The organism is Agrobacterium tumefaciens (assembly GCF_009649785.1).
Taxonomy (GTDB): domain Bacteria; phylum Pseudomonadota; class Alphaproteobacteria; order Rhizobiales; family Rhizobiaceae; genus Agrobacterium; species Agrobacterium tumefaciens.
In genome coordinates this window covers 23,740-39,362 of the sequence record NZ_WJOK01000036.1, presented here as the reverse complement: position 1 = coordinate 39,362, position 15,623 = coordinate 23,740, and the positions used below count along the sequence as shown (strand labels likewise).

The window sequence follows — 15,623 nt, the reverse complement described above, 5'->3', positions numbered from 1 at the left end:
GAATTTTTATTTCTAGTTGCTGCAACTCATAATATATCTTCCGCAAACGCAAATAATTCCCATGTATTACGTCACCGGAAAAAATGTTCCGGAAATCGAACGCATGGCTGCGTTGCGCCATTTCGCATTGCAATATCACTTTTCGGCCGTATTATCCGGGCCGTTGACATATTCATGCGCCTTTTCGCCGCCTTTCTCGCGGCAATCCTGCAGCACGTCTTGCGGATAATCTTATCGCCGGATTTTTTCGGCTTTTTCATGCGCCATGTCAGTTCGCCCTTGGCAATCCGGGCTTTGCAGTGCTCCCGCTTTGCCAATTGAAAACACTGCATCAGACTTGGAGGTCTCCCATGAAGAAACTCCTAGCCTCGACCATTCTCGTAACGGGCTTTACCATCGCTGCCGGTGCAGCAAATTCCGCCAACGCCGCAGAAACATGTGGCAGCGTCACCATCGCCGAAATGAACTGGGCATCCGCCGGTGTTGCGGCTTACGTCGACAAGTTCATCATGGAAAACGGCTATGATTGCACGGTCAACGTCATCAGCGGCGACACCACTCCCACATTCACCTCCATGAATGAAAAGGGCCAGCCGGATATGGCGCCCGAAATGTGGGTGAATACCCTTGGCGCCCCCTATGAGGACGCCGTCAAGAAAGGCAACCTGATCCAGGAAAGCAAAATCCTGAGTGAAGGTGGCGTTGAAGGCTGGTGGATTCCCAAATATCTCGCCGACGAACACCCCGATATCAAGACAGTTGAGGACGCACTCAAGCATCCCGAGCTTTTCCCCGCGCCGGAAGACGCCAGCAAGGGTGCCGTGTTTGGCTGCCCGCCGGGCTGGGGCTGCCAGCCAACGACCGCCAACCTGTTCAAGGCACGCAAGGCCGACGAGAAGGGCTTCGCCCTGATCGATACCGGCTCCGCCGCGGGCCTCGATGGCTCGATCTCCAATGCCTATGAGAAAAAGCAGGGCTGGCTCGGCTATTACTGGTCCCCGACGGCCATTCTTGGCAAGTACGACATGGTGAAACTGGACGATGGCGTGGCACTCGACCGCGAGGCCTACGACAATTGCATCGCCAAGCCTGATTGCGCCGATCCCAAGCCAAACGCCTATCCGGTGGCAGAGGTATTCACTGTTGTCACCAAGGACTTTGCCGAGAAGGCCGGTCCTTCCATCGACTATATCCGCAAGCGGCAGTGGGACAACGAGACCGTCGCCAAGGTTCTGGCCTGGATGGATGAAAACCAGGGCACCAACGAAGACGGCGCGGAATATTTCCTCGAGAACAACGAGGATATCTGGACGAAGTGGGTTTCGCCCGAGGTGGCGGAGAAGATCAAGGCTTCGATGTGATTGGTTGATGAGAGTGGGAAGCTTCGGTTTCCATCCGTGGCTTTACCCCCTCTGCCCTGCCGGGCATCTAGATCGGCTGGGCTCACCCTTCTCACAAATCCGCAACCTGTTTGATGGGCGGGACTTTGCCTCGGATCGATCTCCCCCCTTGTGGGGGAGATGTCCGGCAGGACGGAGGGGTGCCCCGCGCTCCAGCCTCGACCACCCATCCCCCAAAACCAAAAGGGAAAACAACAATAATGGCCCTCTGTAACTATCTGCCGGATATGCTGTGCAAGTTTCCGGCCATCGATAACGGCACGATGCGTGTGGCACGCAAGACCATCGATGACGGTTTTCGCGATATCGTGCGCAATTACGGCGATGCGATCGATGTGATCGTGCATCCGCTGCAGCTCTTTCTCAACTCCTCGGAGCGGCTGTTCATCCAGACCCCGTGGATCGTCACCATGCTGGTCATTCTGGCGATCGTGCATCTGGCCGGGCGCAGCTTCAAGATCACCGGTGGCACGGCCATCTCCCTGCTCATGATCGGCGCAGTCGGCCTCTGGCGCGACGCCATGACGACGCTTTCCATCGTCGCCATCGCCACGCTGATCGCCATCGTCATCGGCCTGCCGCTCGGCATTTTGATGGGACGCTCCGAACGGTTGCAGCGTATCATCAATCCCGTGCTCGACGTGATGCAGACCCTGCCAAGCTTCGTTTATCTCATCCCCGTGGTGGTGATTTTCGGCATCGGCAAGGTACCGGGCCTGATCGCAGTGGTGATCTACGCCATTCCACCCGTCATCCGCCTGACCAGCCTCGGCATTCGCCTGGTAGACCGGGAAGTGCTGGAAGCCGCCGATGCTTTCGGCTCCTCCAACGGCCAGAAGCTGTTCAATGTGCAGCTGCCGCTGGCGTTACCCACCATCATGACCGGCATCAACCAGACCATCATGATGGCACTCGCCATGGTCGTCGTCGCCTCCATGGTCGGCGTCGGCGGTCTCGGCAAGAATGTGCTGCAGGCCATCAACAACCAGTTTTTCACGGTGGGCTTCCTGAACGGTTTCGCTCTGGTCGCCATCGCCATCATGTTCGACCGGGCAAGCCAGGCTTTCGGCAAGCGCCTGCAGAAATACCGCGAGGTCTCCCATGGCTAAAAGCATCGAAATCAGGAATCTTTACAAGATCTTCGGCAAGCATCCCGAGAAGTACCTCGAAGCGGTGCGATCAGGCATGGACAAGGTCGAGCTGAACGACAAACACAACCATGTGCTCGGTCTCAACAACATCAACATCACCATGCCGGGCGGCAAGATCACCGTGGTCATGGGACTTTCCGGTTCCGGCAAGTCGACGCTGATCCGCCACATCAACCGGCTGATCGACCCGACCGCAGGTGAGGTTCTCTACGACGGCGAGGACATTTGCGGCATGAGCACTTCGGCGCTGCGGAAATTCCGCCGTCACAAAACGGCGATGGTGTTCCAGAAATTCGGCCTCCTGCCGCATCGCACCGTGCTGGAAAACAGCGTCTACGGCCTCGATATTCAGGGCATGCCACGCAAGGACAGCGAAGAGAAAGGCCGTTACTGGCTGGATCGTGTCGGTCTTGCCGGCTATGAGGATTATTATCCGAACCAGCTTTCCGGCGGCATGCAGCAGCGCGTCGGCCTTGCCCGCGCGCTTGCCAACGATGCCGATATTCTCCTGATGGACGAGGCCTATTCGGCTCTCGATCCGCTGATCCGTGTCGATATGCAGACGATGCTGCTCGACCTTCAGCAGGAGCTGAAAAAGACTGTGGTATTCATCACTCACGATCTGGATGAGGCTTTGCGGCTCGGCGACCACATTGCCATTCTGAAAGACGGCGAAGTGGTGCAGCAGGGCGACGGCCAGAGCATCATCCTTTCCCCTGCGGATGGTTACGTCACCGACTTCGTGCGCGACGTCAACCGCAGCCGTGTGCTTCAGGCGACCACCGTGATGGAACCGCTGACGGCGAAACCCGAGGGCATGTCGGTGCCGGAAAACGCGACACTGGAAACCATCGCCCGCGATATGTCGGAGGCGAACGAAACCAGCGCCCATGTGGTGGATGAAGACGGCAAGCCAGTCGGCGCCATCGGCCTCGACACGCTGGTGGCGGCGATGGTCACGCCGGCACCTCAGGAGGCGGAGGCCGGGGTGGCAGTCGTGGAGGAAGCGGAAAAAATCCCGGAACCGGCGGCGCCTGTGGAGAAGGAAACCGCGTAATCCGGCACCAACAGGATTTGCCTTTCTTTCAGAAGACCGAAAAAGCCCCAGCCCCGCTGCGCAAAAGACATCGGAGCTGCCTGGCCGCGTCCAAACTCTTTCGTCATACCGGCCTAGAGCCGGCATGACGGGAGTTGGGGTGTTTGGCGCCAGAGTTTGAGCTGCACAACAGGGTCGCCATGGCGAGCACGACGCGAAGTGTGGGCAAGGCCGGCAATGCCCGCCTTTCCATCCAACCATGCAAAAACGAAGCACCCCTTTGCCACGTGTCAAGCCGGGAACGACATTGCAATGCAACAAGCGCAAGCTTCGGGCAAGCCGCCGCCGTTAACCATTTGTTAACTTTTGAACGCGGAATCACTGGCATGCAGATCGAAAGCAATATTGGCGGATACAATTATCAGGCTCGTGTCCGCGACATCGAAAAACCCGGCAGCGCGCAGAGCGCGCCTGAGGAACAGGCCGTAAAACGCGGCCCCGGCAACCCTACCGTTTCCAGCACCGTTCTTTCCCGTTCGCTGGCCAACGTGCTGTGGGCCGTCGGCAATGGCAGCGCGCCGGCCCACACGCCGGCTGCGACCTCCGCCGAAGACAAGGCAGAAGCGCAGGCCGAATGGGTGCGCAGCGCCTATTCCGAATACGAATAGATGATTCCGATCAGACCCTTGCCGGGCTGACCTCCACCGTTACATGTGAGAGTTCATGTATGGCTGCAAGCTTCTGCTTGTAGAAAGCCGGCGCCTTCGGCACCTGCGAGTGGATGGCGACAATGGCGGCGTGATGCCCCGGCCCCACCTGCCAGACGTGCAGGTCGGTAATGCGATCTTCTTCCGTCTCCACGCTTTCACGGATTTCCTGCGGCAAGTCCTCCGTCAGCGGAACCGCATCAACCAGCGTCGTTGCCGTGGAGCGAATGAGTCCCCATGACCAGCGGGCAATCACCACACCGCCGACAATACCCATCAACGGATCGAGAAAGGACCAGCCGTTCCACTTGCCGAGCAGCAGCGCGACAATGGCGAGAACGGAAGTCAGCGCATCGGCGAGTACATGCAGATAGGCTGCGCGCAGATTATTGTCCCTGCCGCCCTTCGCACCGTGCTCGCCGTGATGCGCGTGCGAGCCGTGATCGTGATGGGCGTGGCTGCCATGGCCGTGATGGGCATGCGAACCATGTGCGTGACCATGGCCATGGCCGTGATCGTGATCGTGATCATCCTTCAACAGCACGGCGCTGACGAGATTGACGGCAAGACCGATGAGGGCGACGAGGATCGCCTGATTGAAGTCGATCTGAACAGGATTGAAAAGCCGCATCGCACTTTCAACGGCGATGAGCAGCGCCACCACCGCCAGCACGATGGCGCTGGCAAAACCGGCGAGATCACCGAACTTGCCGGTGCCGAAGGTGAAGCGCGGATTGCGCGCCTCACGCCGGGCATAGAGATAGGCCAGCGCCGAGATGAGCATTGCGCCCGCATGGGTGGACATGTGCCAGCCATCCGCCGTCAGCGCCATGGAACCGAACCAGTGGCCGGCGACGATCTCCGCCACCATCATGACTGTGGTCAGCGCAATCACCATCCACACGCGCTTTTCATTGCGCTCATGGTTCCGGCCTAGGAAAACATGGTCGTGGCCGGACGCTGCGGGAAATTCGGATATCGTCGTCATGTCGCTAATCCTGTTCGATCCTGGAATATTCTGTTTCACGCATGTCTTTTCCCAAAGCCGCGGACACTTTTGGGAGAGAGGTTAGCGGATGTAGGTCTTCAGCACCTGGGCCAGCTCTTCCGCCGCACGCGCCCGCTCGTCTTCATTTTCGGCGTGCACGACGTGCTCATGCAGATGTTCCTGCATCACCTCCCCCGTCAGGCCGGAAAGCGCACCGCGCACCGAGGCCAGCAATTGCAGCACCTCGCCGCAGGGCTTGGAATCGTCCAAGGCACGCTCCACCGCCTCCATCTGCCCCTTGAGGCGACGGATGCGAGCGAGAAGCTTCTCCTTGTTGCGGATCGTATGGGACATGAGTACCTCATATACTATAGGGGGGTATACTATATTGCGATGTTTTTTGGTTCAAGCCCTGCGCGACGCAATCTTCGCGAATGTTTCGACCCCTAAAAATACCCCATGAAACTTAGGGGACTCAGTCATGACGACTATCGCAGCAACAACCAGCAGCTATTACGCAACTCCGGTCCGGACCCTTGAGCCGACAAAGACCAGGGAAACAAATGCAACCACCGAGGCCTTGCTGGAACTGACACGGGCGGCACACCGCGCGATTTCCAGCGCCGAGAGCGTTGCCGTTTCCGCCGCACCTGCCGCCGCCAGCGTTTCCGCCGGACTTGCCGCAGCACTTTGGAACCTAGACAGCGGCGCACAGGCCAGAACCGAACCGGCGGTAGATATCGCCGCATCAGCGCAGCCTGACGCCGCCTCCAGCATCGAGACAGAAGTTCTCAAAGCCCTGGCGCAGGCACTCGGCGTGGATGCCGCCGCCTGACACCCATTGAACGGCAGGCTGAAAAGCTATATCTCTAGAGACTAGAGCATCCGGTTCGTTCTTGTCCCGGCTGCTCTTGAGAATATGGAGAAGGCAATGCTGTCCATCGGTGAATTGTCCAAACGTACCGGCGTGAAGGTTCCGACGATCCGCTATTATGAGCAGATGGGCCTCATCCGCGAGGCAGACCGCTCGGAAGGCAACCAGCGCCGTTACGAAAAATCCGATCTCGAAAGGCTGGCTTTCATCCGCCATGCCCGCGATATCGGGCTCAATATCGACGCCATCAGAGAATTGATCGCGCTCAGCCAGCACCGGCAAATGCCGTGCGAGGGTGCGGACCGCATTGCCGCCGAACACCTCGCCCATGTGCGCGAAAAAATCACCAGCCTCAAAAAGCTCGAGCATGAGCTCGAACGTATCGTCTCCCATTGCCATGGTCATTCGATCGAGGATTGTTACGTCATCCGCGCACTTTCCGACCATGGCATGTGCGACGGCGAGCATTGAGGCTGAAGAGCAGGCTTGACAGATTTCAGATTCGAGCGCATTGCATGGACATGATCAACGAACGCGCACCCATCTCCTGCTCGTACTTTTGGGCCTACCTGTAAAGGGCGGCTCGACAGATCATTTTGTCAACAAGCCGCCGTCAGGCGGCTTTGTTGTTTTTCAAGCGTCCTGACGGCACCGATAAAACCGAAGGACCAGAAAAATGACCGAAGATAGTTCCCTTACATTGGAAAGACCGCCCGTCGTCATCATTCGTGGCGCACGCAAGACCGATTTGCCTGAGCTCAATGAGATGATCACCCTGCTTGCCACCTTTCATGGCGATGCGGCGGCGATTACGCCGGCGAAACTGGAACGCGACCTGTTCGGCCCGCTTCCCTGGGTGCATGGGCTGGTTGCGGAAGCCGACGGCGCATTGATCGGTTACGCCCTGATGCTGCCGCTCTACAGGGCGCAGGAAGGCCGCCGCGGGCTTGAGCTGCACCATCTTTTCGTGCGTGACGGTCACCGCGGCCATGGCACCGGCCAGCACCTGGTTTCCCGCGCCCGCGATATCGCCAAGCGCCTCGGTTGCGACTATCTTTCCGTCAGCGCCACGACCGGCAATGTCGCCGCGCATCGTTTCTACGAAAGCATGGATTTCGCGCCGCGCCCGGTCACCGGCATGCGCTACATGCAGTCTATCGCCTGATTGCAACCTTCGGAGACGGTCATGACACGGATTGCCATTGCGCTTGCGCAGGATTTTGCGGACTGGGAACCGGCGCTGCTTGCCGCCGCCGCGCGCGGCTATCTCGGCGTCGAGATCGTTTACGCAACCCCGGACGGCCGGCCCGTGGTTTCAATGGGCGGGCTCAACGTTACGCCCGACACATCCTATGACGCGCTTGATCCTGCTAACATCGATGCGCTCGTCATTCCCGGCGGCCTCAGCTGGGAAAAGGGAACGGCTGTCGATCTTGGCGGGCTGGCACAGCGGTTTCGCGAGAAGGGCCGGCTGGTTGCCGGCATCTGCGCGGCTGCCAGCGCGCTTGCAGGCACGGGCGCCCTTGATGACGTCGCCCATACCGGCAATTCGCTCGCCTCTCACAAGGCCTATCCGTCCTATCGCGGCGAAGCGCTCTATCGCGACCAGCCGAAGGCGGTCAGCGATGGCGGCATCGTAACCGCAGCCGGCAGTGCACCCGTCAGTTTCGCAGTGGAAATTCTGAAACACCTCGGCCTCTTTGGTCCGGAAGCCGAGGCGGAACTTCAGGTTTTTGCGGCGGAGCACCGGTGAGGCTCACCTTGGCATCGAGAGTTTTGCGGATCCTCCCACCCTCATTCCTGTGCTTGTCACAGGAATGAGGGTGGTGGGGAAGTTAAGCCGCGATACCATCACAAATCACCCCTGATCAAGCACCCGGCAGACACGGGGCGCGACATCCCCGCCCTCCCCCGCAATCGCACGGCGGATATCGCGGCTGTTGAGATGCAGACTGCGACCGGCCGGCAAAGCCGAGCGTTTTATCTTGGCAAGGGCTGCGACCGTAAAGGCAGCCTCATTCTCATGAAAATAGGCGAGCGCCGCTTCCCGTTCCGGGCTGACGCCAAGGACTGCCTTGAAAGCAAGGCGATGCACGGCGCAGAAAGCGCCGTGACCGGGAACGGCAAAACGCAGCGCGTCGAGTTCCTCACTCCATTCGGCTGCGTCCTGCATGGATTTAAGCCTGCTGGAAGCGCTTCAGGAAAAACGCGCTCAATGTTCCGAGCAAGGCCCAGAAGACAAAGCTGGTCACGGTGGCGGCGACGATGAACTGTCGTTCCAGCGGCAGCGGTGCCAGCGCATGTTCACCTTCCGGCGGCAGGGGCGCGCCCACCACATGTGGAGCAACGATCAACACCAGTGCGAGCACGATTGCCCAGGGTTCGCGCCGGAATGCGATCAGCGCAATGCCGCCTGCGGTCGCGGCAACCGTCGAAAGCCACCAGATTTGACGCGCCTCAAGCGCGGCCGCCGGGCTGCCCGGCAGTTCCGGCGGCAGGCCGATCATCGGCGCAAGCATGACGGCGGCAAAACCGGCCACACCCCACAAAAGGCCTTCGCGCCAGCCGGCATCGGTGCCACGCAGCGAGATGAGGCCGGTCAGCACCAGCGCATAACCGATGGCGGTCAGCACGTTGGCGGCGACCGTATAGGCGGTGCGCTCGAAGCCGTCGGCCGGAGACCAGGCTTCCTCATTATGTTCGTGCGCGGGAACGGCAGCGCCGGTCGTGGCCGGAGCATCATGGCTGTGGGGCGCTTCGCCACCGGCATTTTCATAGGTTTCCGCCTTCAGGATCAGCGGCGTGGTGCCGAAAGCCTGCATGGCCGAAACGGCGAAGCCGCCAACGATGCCGACGAGGACGGCGGTAAAAACGATATTGCGAAAGAACGACATGCTTTCCCCCTCAATGGCAAGGGAAAGCATTGGCATGACGTGTGTCATGCGCGGCGTTGTGAACGGCTTCCACATGCGAAAAGCCGACAAAACCGACGACGAACAGACCAAGCACGATCGCCGTCAGCGATTGCGCGAAGCTGCCCGTTTTTGCCGAAACGGCGGCATTTGCCGTATTCTGGTTGATGGACATGGTGACCCCTCTTACGGCGCGACCCCGCGCCTTTAGACGCGGCGGAACGGCAAAACGCCGTGCAGCCGCATGCGATACACTTCACCACGGGGATACGAGACTGACACAGGGCGGCACGTTCAAGCACCACCACCCTGAAATTCCGCTCTTCCGGACACCCCGCCGGCATGGACATTTCCGTGATGGCAGGTCTCCTGGCTTACGGGTCAAAACCTGAAACACCTTCCCGGCATTGCCCTCGTCCATATCCGGCGAGATGCTTACCAGTGGCATTTCGTTTCAGGCTCTCCGCTCACAGTTGCGGGGGCAGCCACGAATGAGGATGTCTCCCTATCGTGTTCCCTTTTCACCTTCCGGAACGCCCGGAAGGAACCATCACAGGATCGTTATCCGATGGGTGTGGGTGGGAGTCAATGGCAGGCCGGCGTGAGAATTGCGCGCCGCGGCTGGATGCCGGATCAAGTCCGGCATGACGGCAAAGGGCTACCGTGCCGGGATGGCCTTCAGATAGGCGGCGATCGCATTGCGGTCTTCGGCCGTCAGATGCGCCATATTCTGCTGCACCTTGACCATGGAGCCGCCGACGCTGTCGAATTCCGGGGTGAAGCCGGTTTCCAGATAGTTGGCAATATCGGCCGCCTCCCAGCTTCCGACGCTCTGCGAGCCGGGGGTGATATCGGGAATCCGGCCCTCGCCTTCGGGATTTGGACCACCGGCCAGCCATTTGCCATCGAGAAAACCGCCAAGCGCATTGCGCGGCGTGTGACATTCGCCGCAATGGCCCGGGCCTTCCACCAGATATTGGCCGCGCAGCAATTCGGCATTGGCATCGGCAAGCTCGACGCGGGGTGGCGCGGATGTATCGAAATAGAGGAATTTCCAGCCGCCCAATGCCATGCGCATGTTGAAGGGGAACGGCAGTTCATGATCCGGCGCGTCATTCTGGCTGGCGGGCAGAACCCGCAAATAACCGAAGAGGTCGTTGATGTCCTTCTGCGTCATGCGGGCATAGGAGGCGTAAGGGAAGGACGGATAGAGATGTTCGCCGTTCTTGCCGACGCCGCGCGTCATCGCATCGCCGAATTCCGAAAGCGTCCAGCCGCCAATGCCATGCTGCGGATCGGAGGAAATATTGGGCACATGGAAGGTGCCGAAGGGGCTTTTCAACGCTTGCCCGCCCGAAAGCGTCAAAAGCGCATCGCCCTTGGCATCTGGTGCCGCATGGCAACTTGCGCAGCCGCCCGCCCAGAACAGCGTTTCGCCATTGGCAAGGTCCGGCTCGCCAAGGCTCACCCAGTGGCTGGGTGCCTGACGCACAGGCGCGGTGACCCAGGCGAAAATGCCGAAACCGGCAATGGCCGCCACCGCGATCCCGCCCGCGAGCTTCGTCCAAATGGAGGCCATGACCCCTCTCCCCATTATCACCTGATGAGATCAGGCATCATTCCCGCTGAAAAAAACGCCGCCGGGAAGCGGCGTTCTTAATAGGATCACTTCTTCAGACGGTAGGTCTGGTGGCACGCACCACAATCGGCACCGAGGGTCTGCATGGCGGCGGTGACGCCTGCCTGATCGGCGGGAAGGCTGGCGAGGACCTTGTCCGCATCGGCACCGAGCTTGGCGGCCTTGGACTTGAAGTCATCGAAATTTTCCCAGATCGCGGGTGCCGCAGCACTGCCGGTCTCGCTGCCCGGGGGAAACTGGTCGGGGAAAGCCTTGGCGTTGGTGCTGATGGTCGTCACGGCAGCCTTTACGGCTTCGGCGTCATAAGGCTTCTGGCCCTTGGAGATGGCAGCAAGCGCCCCCATGGAGCCGCCGATCTGCTTCATCATGCCTTCACGTTTTTCGACTTCGCCGGCAGCGTAGACCGCTCCGGCGCAAAGACAGCCGAAAAGCATGGCCGCCGCGATGGTTTTCAGTTTCATACACTCTCTCCTTGATTCCGGCAGATGCCGAACGCGCGATAACGGCGCGAGGATGCCCTTTCCGCATGGCGAAAAGAAGTCACATTGCAGTGAATTTCCCCAAGAAAACAGAAGTCTAGGAGAGTGCTTCCCAAAGCGTAACCAGGGCTGCGGCAATCAGCATGAAACCGGCGGCGCGGCCGATGAAAATCGTCGCGGCAGGCGAGGAAACGAGCCATGCCCGGCTTTTATCCGCCGTCAGCGCCAGAGCGCCATAGACCGTGAACTGCGTGATGGCCACCATCGCGCCCATTACCAGACCCTGCATCCAGATTGGACCATAGTCGGGTTTGAGGAATTGCGGATAGATCGCCATCATGAAGAGATAGGCTTTCGGATTGGAAAGGCAGGTGAGAACGGCCCGCCAGAACGCCTTTCTGACAGAGGCGCTCGCCTGCGCCTCATCGCCATTGACGGTGATGGCGCTGCGCATCAGGCCGACGCCGATCCAGACCATGTAAGCGGCGCCGGCGACCAGCAGCGGCAGGAACAGCGACGGCATCCAGGCGGCAAGCATGCCGACGCCCAACGCACCGTAAAGTGAATGCACCATGCCGCCGGCGCTCATGCCGCTTGCGGCGGAAAGCCCGGTTCTTTTGCCACCCGTCAACGCACTTGCCAGCACGAACAGCATATCCATGCCCGGCAGGATGATGATGCCGAACAGGACCAGAAAGAAAAGCCAGCGATTTTCGGCGTAACTCATGTCAGTATCTCCCGGGAAAACTCATGTTTCTCAATGTGTTTTGCTGCTTATAGGAAAAGCCAACTGACAGCGTTGTGTCAGTTGCGTTGAGAAACCACCGGGAAAAACGGCAATGCGCAAGGCATCGAGACTGTTCGAGATCATCCAGATCCTGCGGGTGGCGCGCAGGCCGATCACCGCGCAGACCATTGCCGAGGCACTGGAAGTCACGGTGCGCTCGGTCTATCGCGATATTTCGGCCCTTCAGACCATGCGCGTGCCGATCGAAGGCGAACGCGGCGTCGGTTACATCCTGCGTCCCGGCTTCAACCTGCCGCCGCTGATGTTTTCCATCGAGGAGACGGAGGCGATCGTGCTTGCGCTCGCCATGGTCGCGCGCACGGGCGATACTGAATTGCGGCAGGCGGCCAAAAAGGTCAGCGACAAGATTGCCGCATCCCTGCCCGAACCCCTGTCGAAAACCCTGTCGGCCAATGCCCTGCACGCCTGGGGCAGCATCGCGCCCTCACCCGCCGGCGTCGATCTTGCCATGGTCAGGCGGGCGGTGCGCGACGAGGAGCGGTTGGACATAACCTATGGCGATGAAACCGGCACCGAGACCCGGCGACAGATCCGGCCCATCGCCATGATCTATTATTCGGAGACGACCAACATCGTCGCCTGGTGCGAGCTAAGGCAAGCGATCCGCAATTTCCGCTCCGACCGCGTTCTGACCTGCAAGACAACCGGCAGCTTTTTCAAGATGGAAGGCGAAAGGTTGCGGCAATTGTGGATGAGCGGCTGGCAGAGCAATCAGCTTGGGACTTCGGAACGAACGACGAATCAAGCCGGCGCGTAAAAGCAACTGATTTAGCGCGTCTTTCAACCTTCGTTGTGTGTCGGGGCCCCCGTCTCAACCGTCATTCCTGTGACAGGGACAGGAATGACGGTTGAGAGGGTGGTGCTGACTTCAAAGCAAGGCAGCGTTATGCTGCAAGTGCTCCAGCACCCTATCGTCCTCCCGCCCGAAACCGCGGATGACGATTCGGTCGGCAAACACATCGGCAATGGCGAAGGTGTTCTGGTCGGGCGTATCCACCATGCCCTTGAAGTTGACGAAGTGAGTGTTGCCCTGCACCCCGTAATTGCCCTCATGATTATGGCCGCTGAACCATGCGACGACCGAAGGGTGTACATCCAGAAGATCAACGATGCGGGGCGCGTCCCACATATTATGGGCGTTGTTCGGATAGACCGGATAGTGGCAGAGAATGACCACTTTTTCACCCGCCGCATCCGCCTTTTGCAGAACGGTCCGCAGCCATTCGAACTGTTCGTCGCTGAGCGACGCATTCCAGTCCTGCGCATTGATCGCACCCACCTCTTTCAGGCGCTTCAGACGCTCTTGCGCCAGCGTGCGGCGCGGATCGCCCGGCGGCGGGGCAAACAAGCTGACCTCGCTGCCGTCAAGCACCACGAAACGTATCTCACCGATAGTGAAATCGTGCCATGGCGACGCCATGCCGAGGCGGGCATGGATGGCGGAGAGGTGTTCGGCGGCAACGGCGAAATCGTGATTTCCCGGCAGCATCACCGAAGGGTGGCGAAGCTGCTCGTAGACGCCAAGGATCGCATCGAAATTTTCAAAACCGCGATCGATGATATCGCCCAGCGTTACCACGAAGGCCAGTTCCTCGCGATTGAAGGCGTCGATCGCTTCGCCAAGCTTTTTCGGGCTTTCGGCATAATACCGGCCCATATCCGGGCGGGGTTCGGCATCGGCATATTGGGGATCGGCAACAATGCCGAATGAGAAGAGCGGTGTGGTTTTTTCAGTCATGATGCGCCGCGATAAACCGGGCGGATGACAGGCTTGTGACAAATGGAAGCGACACGCTGGATTGTCGACCTCAAAAGCAGAACACCCGGCCTTTGGGGGGCCGGGTGCTCAAAAAATTACAATCCGCAAAACTTACTTGGAAGCGGCTTCGTAACGCTCCAGGACATAGTCCCAGTTGATGAGGTTGTCGACGAAGGCTTCGAGGTACTTCGGACGCAGGTTGCGGTAGTCGATGTAGTAGGAGTGTTCCCATACGTCGACGCCGAGGATCGGTTCTGCGCCATGAACCAGCGGATTTTCGCCGTTCGGGGTCTTGGAGATTTCGAGCTTGCCGTTCTTGACGGAAACCCATGCCCAGCCCGAGCCGAACTGCGTGGTGCCGGCAGCGATGAAATCAGCCTTGAACTTGTCGTAACCGCCGAGATCGGAGGCGAACGCCTGTTCCAGCTTGCCCGGCAGCTTGTTGCCGCCGCCGTCCTTCTTCAGCCACTTCCAGAAATGGACGTGGTTGTAATGCTGGGCAGCATTGTTGAAGAGACCAGCATTGGTGCCAAAGGACTTCTTCACGACTTCCTCAAGCGAAAGGTCGGAAAGACCGGCTTCCGCCGCCAGCTTGTTGCCGTTGTCGACATATGCCTTGTGGTGCTTGTCGTGATGGAACTCGAGCGTCTCGCGCGACATGTATGGTGCAAGCGCGTCGTAGTCGTAGGGGAGTTCAGGAAGTTCGAAGGCCATGGTTTTTACTCCTTTTTGCAGCGGGTTACCGCTCCTAGAAACCGTGTGAGCGGACCATAGGAGCGAACCTCTGTTTGGGCAACCTGTGAAATATCAAAATGTTCCGACAAAAGAGAAAATTCCTCTCAAGCCAGCCGCCACCACATTTGTTTCACAACCCTGGCGTACTGTTTTCCACCCTATCGGTTCGCTTTTGATGAAATTGCAGGAAGGAAATTCCATGACCCGCCCCATGATCCATCGCGCGCTGCTTTTCGCCGTCTTCTCCTCGCTGGCGCTACCCGCCGTCGCATCGTCTGACGATGCCTGGAAGGAATTCGTGGCGGATGTGCAGACGGCGTGCCTTGGCGCCGGCAAAGACATGATCGAGGACGCCAAGGTGGTGGTCGATCCGGTGGGCAGCGAGAATTATGGCCTCGCCGTCCTCACCGGCAAGGCCAAGGGCGCGGATGCGACGATCAGCCATATCTGCGTTTACGACAAGAAGACCAAGGCCGTCGAACTCGGCAGCGAGCTTGCCGGCGATACGCTGAAGGTTGAAATCCCCGGCTCCACCAAGCCCTGAGGTTTCAGAAACGGGGCGTGGTGTCGCCATCGCCCAGCGCGCGCTGCATCAGCACCGTGTCCAGCCACTGGCCGTGTTTCCATCCGATGGACTTGAATGTGCCGACATGCTCGAAACCGGCGGCGCGGTGAACCCCGATGGAGGCGGCGTTGGCGCTATCGCCGATGACCGCAATCATCTGCCGAAAGCCGCGCGAAGTCGCATCCTCGATCAGCGCATCGAGCAGCTTGCGGCCAATTCCCATGCCCTTCATGGCCGGATCGATATAAACGGAATTCTCCACAGCAGCACCATAGGCCGGGCGCGGACGATAGGCGCCGGCATAGGCATATCCGGCTACCTTTCCGTCGATTTCGGCGACGAGATAGGAGTAGTTGCCTTCCACCAGCAATCGGCGGCGCTCAAGCATCATATCCACGCTTGGCGGATCGATCTCGAAGCTGGCGCGGCCATGCAGCACGGCATCCCGGTAGATTTCGGTAATGGCTGGAATATCCGCCTCCTCGCAGGGGCGGATGGTAAGGCTGGAAATTGTGGGAAGGGTCATTCTCGTGTCCTGTGGTCATTCACGGCATTATTGTGCATTGCGGC

Annotated in this window: 22 protein-coding genes and 1 riboswitch; of the genes, 11 read left to right on the top strand and 11 right to left on the bottom strand. The window is 59.4% G+C overall.

Annotated features, from left to right (window positions below; all coding sequences use genetic code 11):
- The 5 genes from GH784_RS27320 to GH784_RS25425 all read left to right on the top strand — a co-directional run.
- Positions 1-321, top strand: a 321-nt coding sequence (locus GH784_RS27320; protein ID WP_210251796.1) for a hypothetical protein, incomplete at its 5' end; no start/stop codon positions are given.
- A 29-nt stretch (positions 322-350) separates the two neighbouring features.
- Complete coding sequence (locus GH784_RS25445; protein WP_019564115.1) at positions 351-1,361, top strand: ABC transporter substrate-binding protein; 1,011 nt, start codon at positions 351-353, stop codon at positions 1,359-1,361.
- 239 nt (positions 1,362-1,600) lie between these two features.
- A complete protein-coding gene (locus GH784_RS25435) occupies positions 1,601-2,509 on the top strand; it encodes an ABC transporter permease (protein WP_003511991.1) in 909 nt (302 codons plus the stop codon).
- Positions 2,502-3,608: a quaternary amine ABC transporter ATP-binding protein gene (locus tag GH784_RS25430; RefSeq protein WP_065702648.1), complete on the top strand. Its 1,107-nt coding sequence runs from the start codon at positions 2,502-2,504 to the stop codon at positions 3,606-3,608. The genes GH784_RS25435 and GH784_RS25430 overlap by 8 nt, the downstream gene beginning before the upstream one ends.
- A gap of 365 nt (positions 3,609-3,973) precedes the next feature.
- Complete coding sequence (locus tag GH784_RS25425) at positions 3,974-4,255, top strand: hypothetical protein (protein ID WP_038490269.1); 282 nt, start codon at positions 3,974-3,976, stop codon at positions 4,253-4,255.
- Between the two features lie 10 nt (positions 4,256-4,265).
- On the opposite strand, the gene dmeF is transcribed toward GH784_RS25425, so the two are convergent.
- Positions 4,266-5,282, bottom strand: coding sequence for a CDF family Co(II)/Ni(II) efflux transporter DmeF (gene dmeF / locus GH784_RS25420; RefSeq protein WP_065702650.1), 1,017 nt, complete (start codon positions 5,280-5,282; stop codon positions 4,266-4,268).
- 81 nt (positions 5,283-5,363) lie between these two features.
- Complete coding sequence (gene dmeR, locus GH784_RS25415; protein WP_003494395.1) at positions 5,364-5,636, bottom strand: Ni(II)/Co(II)-sensing transcriptional repressor DmeR; 273 nt, start codon at positions 5,634-5,636, stop codon at positions 5,364-5,366.
- 127 nt (positions 5,637-5,763) lie between these two features.
- Between dmeR and GH784_RS25410 the strand changes: the two genes are divergently transcribed.
- The 4 genes from GH784_RS25410 (at position 5,764) to GH784_RS25395 (ending at position 7,909) form a co-directional block, all read left to right on the top strand.
- A complete protein-coding gene (locus tag GH784_RS25410) occupies positions 5,764-6,117 on the top strand; it encodes a hypothetical protein (RefSeq protein WP_003511979.1) in 354 nt (117 codons plus the stop codon).
- A gap of 96 nt (positions 6,118-6,213) precedes the next feature.
- Positions 6,214-6,627: a MerR family transcriptional regulator gene (locus tag GH784_RS25405; protein WP_065702652.1), complete on the top strand. Its 414-nt coding sequence runs from the start codon at positions 6,214-6,216 to the stop codon at positions 6,625-6,627.
- A gap of 205 nt (positions 6,628-6,832) precedes the next feature.
- Positions 6,833-7,321 (top strand): GNAT family N-acetyltransferase, encoded by a 489-nt coding sequence (locus tag GH784_RS25400; RefSeq protein WP_003511975.1) that lies wholly within the window; start codon positions 6,833-6,835, stop codon positions 7,319-7,321.
- Between the two features lie 21 nt (positions 7,322-7,342).
- A complete protein-coding gene (locus GH784_RS25395; RefSeq protein ID WP_065702653.1) occupies positions 7,343-7,909 on the top strand; it encodes a type 1 glutamine amidotransferase family protein in 567 nt (188 codons plus the stop codon).
- 105 nt (positions 7,910-8,014) lie between these two features.
- Here GH784_RS25395 and GH784_RS25390 read toward each other — a convergent pair whose 3' ends face one another.
- The 6 genes from GH784_RS25390 to GH784_RS25365 form a co-directional block, all read right to left on the bottom strand.
- Positions 8,015-8,329, bottom strand: coding sequence for a hypothetical protein (locus tag GH784_RS25390; RefSeq protein ID WP_065702655.1), 315 nt, complete (start codon positions 8,327-8,329; stop codon positions 8,015-8,017).
- Between the two features lie 4 nt (positions 8,330-8,333).
- Positions 8,334-9,050 (bottom strand): CbtA family protein, encoded by a 717-nt coding sequence (locus GH784_RS25385; RefSeq protein ID WP_065702657.1) that lies wholly within the window; start codon positions 9,048-9,050, stop codon positions 8,334-8,336.
- A gap of 10 nt (positions 9,051-9,060) precedes the next feature.
- Positions 9,061-9,243 (bottom strand): CbtB domain-containing protein, encoded by a 183-nt coding sequence (locus GH784_RS25380; protein WP_003494386.1) that lies wholly within the window; start codon positions 9,241-9,243, stop codon positions 9,061-9,063.
- A gap of 167 nt (positions 9,244-9,410) precedes the next feature.
- Positions 9,411-9,635: riboswitch (cobalamin riboswitch) on the bottom strand.
- Positions 9,636-9,726: 91 nt separating this feature from the next.
- Positions 9,727-10,647 (bottom strand): c-type cytochrome, encoded by a 921-nt coding sequence (locus tag GH784_RS25375; protein WP_003511962.1) that lies wholly within the window; start codon positions 10,645-10,647, stop codon positions 9,727-9,729.
- Positions 10,648-10,733: 86 nt separating this feature from the next.
- Positions 10,734-11,168 carry a c-type cytochrome gene (locus GH784_RS25370; protein ID WP_025592760.1) on the bottom strand — a complete coding sequence of 145 codons (435 nt, stop codon included), beginning with the start codon at positions 11,166-11,168 and terminating at the stop codon, positions 10,734-10,736.
- Positions 11,169-11,283: 115 nt separating this feature from the next.
- Complete coding sequence (locus GH784_RS25365; RefSeq protein WP_065702659.1) at positions 11,284-11,913, bottom strand: LysE family translocator; 630 nt, start codon at positions 11,911-11,913, stop codon at positions 11,284-11,286.
- Positions 11,914-12,025: 112 nt separating this feature from the next.
- On the opposite strand from GH784_RS25365, the gene GH784_RS25360 reads away from it, so the two are divergent.
- Positions 12,026-12,751: a helix-turn-helix transcriptional regulator gene (locus tag GH784_RS25360; protein ID WP_065702661.1), complete on the top strand. Its 726-nt coding sequence runs from the start codon at positions 12,026-12,028 to the stop codon at positions 12,749-12,751.
- A gap of 111 nt (positions 12,752-12,862) precedes the next feature.
- Here GH784_RS25360 and GH784_RS25355 read toward each other — a convergent pair whose 3' ends face one another.
- Entirely contained in the window at positions 12,863-13,732 is an 870-nt protein-coding gene (locus tag GH784_RS25355; protein ID WP_065702663.1) for a metallophosphoesterase, read from the bottom strand.
- A 132-nt stretch (positions 13,733-13,864) separates the two neighbouring features.
- Complete coding sequence (locus GH784_RS25350) at positions 13,865-14,467, bottom strand: superoxide dismutase (RefSeq protein WP_003511955.1); 603 nt, start codon at positions 14,465-14,467, stop codon at positions 13,865-13,867.
- Between the two features lie 220 nt (positions 14,468-14,687).
- Here GH784_RS25350 and GH784_RS25345 point away from each other — a divergent pair, with 220 nt between their 5' ends.
- Complete coding sequence (locus GH784_RS25345) at positions 14,688-15,032, top strand: hypothetical protein (protein WP_173994939.1); 345 nt, start codon at positions 14,688-14,690, stop codon at positions 15,030-15,032.
- A gap of 4 nt (positions 15,033-15,036) precedes the next feature.
- Here GH784_RS25345 and GH784_RS25340 read toward each other — a convergent pair whose 3' ends face one another.
- The gene (locus GH784_RS25340; RefSeq protein ID WP_003511952.1) at positions 15,037-15,579 is read right to left on the bottom strand and encodes a GNAT family N-acetyltransferase; all 543 of its coding nucleotides are present in this window, start codon (positions 15,577-15,579) and stop codon (positions 15,037-15,039) included.
- Between the last annotated feature and the right edge of the window lie 44 nt (positions 15,580-15,623).